This is a genomic window from Cupriavidus sp. UYPR2.512 (genome assembly GCF_000379565.1).
Lineage (GTDB): Bacteria > Pseudomonadota > Gammaproteobacteria > Burkholderiales > Burkholderiaceae > Cupriavidus.
On sequence record NZ_KB903027.1, the window covers coordinates 1 to 2,252 of the forward strand.

At 59.4% G+C, this 2,252-nt stretch carries 3 protein-coding genes; all 3 read right to left on the reverse strand.

Features of this window, described 5'->3' with window-relative positions:
* Nucleotides 1-1,430 (reverse strand): IS66 family transposase (locus tag A3A5_RS0118315; protein WP_026200890.1); only part of this gene is annotated, 1,430 nt, incomplete at its 3' end.
* Nucleotides 1,431-1,460: 30 nt separating this feature from the next.
* Nucleotides 1,461-1,817, reverse strand: coding sequence for an IS66 family insertion sequence element accessory protein TnpB (tnpB, locus tag A3A5_RS0118320; RefSeq protein ID WP_018311999.1), 357 nt, complete (start codon nt 1,815-1,817; stop codon nt 1,461-1,463).
* The coding region (locus tag A3A5_RS44915) for a hypothetical protein (protein ID WP_369797791.1) at nt 1,793-2,252 on the reverse strand (460 nt) is incomplete at its 5' end. The genes A3A5_RS44915 and tnpB, both read right to left, overlap by 25 nt.

The window sequence follows — 2,252 nt, forward strand, 5'->3', positions numbered from 1 at the left end:
TTGCAGGTCTCCACGATGGAGTATAGGTTGGCGCTCGCATTGGCCCCATCGACGGTGTCTGAGAACAACCAGCTGCGGCGTCCTACGCAGAAGGGCCTGATCGCATTTTCACAGGGGTTGTTCGAGATCGGCCAGTTGCCGTTCTCCACGTAGCGGACCAGCTTGGGCCATTGCCCGTGCATGTGGTTCAGCGCCTTCCCGAGCAGGCCACCAGGTACGACAGCGGGCAGTTGCTCGAGCATCAGTTGCCGGATGGCTTCGAGCATGGGAGTACTGTAGCGTCGTCGCAGTCGCTGCCGTCGTTCAGCACTCCAAGCCGCACTTCGCGCCTCAGCTGCATACAGCTTTCCGATCAGGCGGATGAATCGTGTGGCCAGTAGATCTGGCGTTCGGGCTGCCTTGGGCACGCTGGCCTCGGCCTTGACGAACCCGCGTCGCACGTGCGTCCAGCAACCCAAGTGGATGAGTTGGTGATCGTGCGCGATGCCATCGTAGAGCGAGTAGCCATCTGTCATCAGCACGGCGCCTTTTCGGACGCCCTCGAACAACGGTCGCCCTTGCTGGCTACCGCGACCAGGCAGATAGGTGAACAGGCGAATCGCCGGCCCCGAGCCAGTCATCATCGCCCACAACTGGCTTTTCGTTTGCGGCCGACGACCTTTTTCCTTGAGCACCTGGAATGTCGTCTCGTCGCAATAGATCAGATCGTCGTCGAGGACCAGGTCGCGCATCAGGTTGATCACGGGCTGCGTCGCGAGGCCGACGCGCACCACGCTTGCGGCTACCGTGTTCGATGAGATGTCGCCACCGAAGCGGCGCAGCAGCCCTGCCATTCGATATAGCGGCATGCCGAACTGGAACTTGCCTGTGGTAATCCAAGCCAGTGCTGATTCGGTGAACAGACCACGGGGAATGATCCGCGGCGGCGCCGGCGTAACCTTGATGCCCAGATCACAGCAGGGGCATGCGTACTTGACGCGCTGATGCTGGACGACGCGAACCTGCTCGGGAATGACAGTGATCTGCTCGCTGATCTCGACGCCAATCTCGACAAGCCCATAGCCATCATTGGCGCATACGCGTTCAGCTTCGGGGAGTTCGTGCCGCACAACCTCGCGTGGCAGATTGGGATCGAGCGGTTTGCGGTGGCCGCGCTTCTTGCGGGTGTGTGCACCAACCTTCGTCTCAGGGGTGTCTTCCTGCGCTGGCGTCGCGTTCGGTGCCAGTGCCTCGGCTTCATTGAACAGGCCCAACTGGCCAGCATCACGCGCTTCGCTCTTTGCGCCGAACAATTCGCGACGATACACACGCAGCCGCTCCTCTGCCAGATCACGCTCGGCCTTCATCAGACGCAACGCGCCACGCAACTCGTCGCGCTCCGCTAGAAGCGCCTTGAGTTTGTCAGCGTCGATGATCACGTTGGTCGGCATAGCACTTGGACCGGCTTGCCGATGACCCGTTCAGCTCACACGCGCATAATGCCGCTTGGGATGGCGTTGAAGTGCGGCGATGTCGGCGCCATCGAGAAGCCAGTGCAGCAGGTCGACGCTCAACGTCACGACTTCGGTCTTGCTGTCGGGCCAAACGAAGCGATCGTTCGCTTCGAGTTTCTTGAGCAGTAACCAGAAGCCATTTCCATTCCAACCGAGGATCTTGATCCGGTCGCGTCGGCGGTTGCCGAACACATAGAGCGAGGAATCCATCGGGTTCAGGCGCATCACCTGCTCGACGAGAATCGACAGACTGTTCATGCCGTACCGGAAGTCCACGGGATCTCGATGAAGGTAGACTTTCAGTTCTTCGTCGAACCGGAACACGGCAGCCTCCCGAGAATTTGGACGACGGCTGTCAGTTCATCGATGTGTGCCTTGCCAAGATCTAACTCGACCCCATTGGGCAGGCGCACATGCAACGCGAGCTCCATAGCAGGTGATACCGGTTTGTCGATTGGCGCCGGAAGCTTCGCCGGGACTTGTACCACTCGCACAAACGCTGACGGCGCAACATCGCAGGTTGTTGCCTGTACCGCAGGTATCCGGCTAACGTCGACAGAATTTGCCAGCACCCCTGGAGAATTCCCATCTTCCTCCATGGCCAGCACCGCCGGCTTCGCCGTGGCTAGCATATGCTCACGTTCCAGCAGATACTTGGTGATCCAGGGCTCTGACCAAGATAAGGCCGAATTGCTATCATAAGCCTTGTGGTTATGAAAACACTTCGCCTTATTCGGATTGAGAATAAGCAGTTCAGGC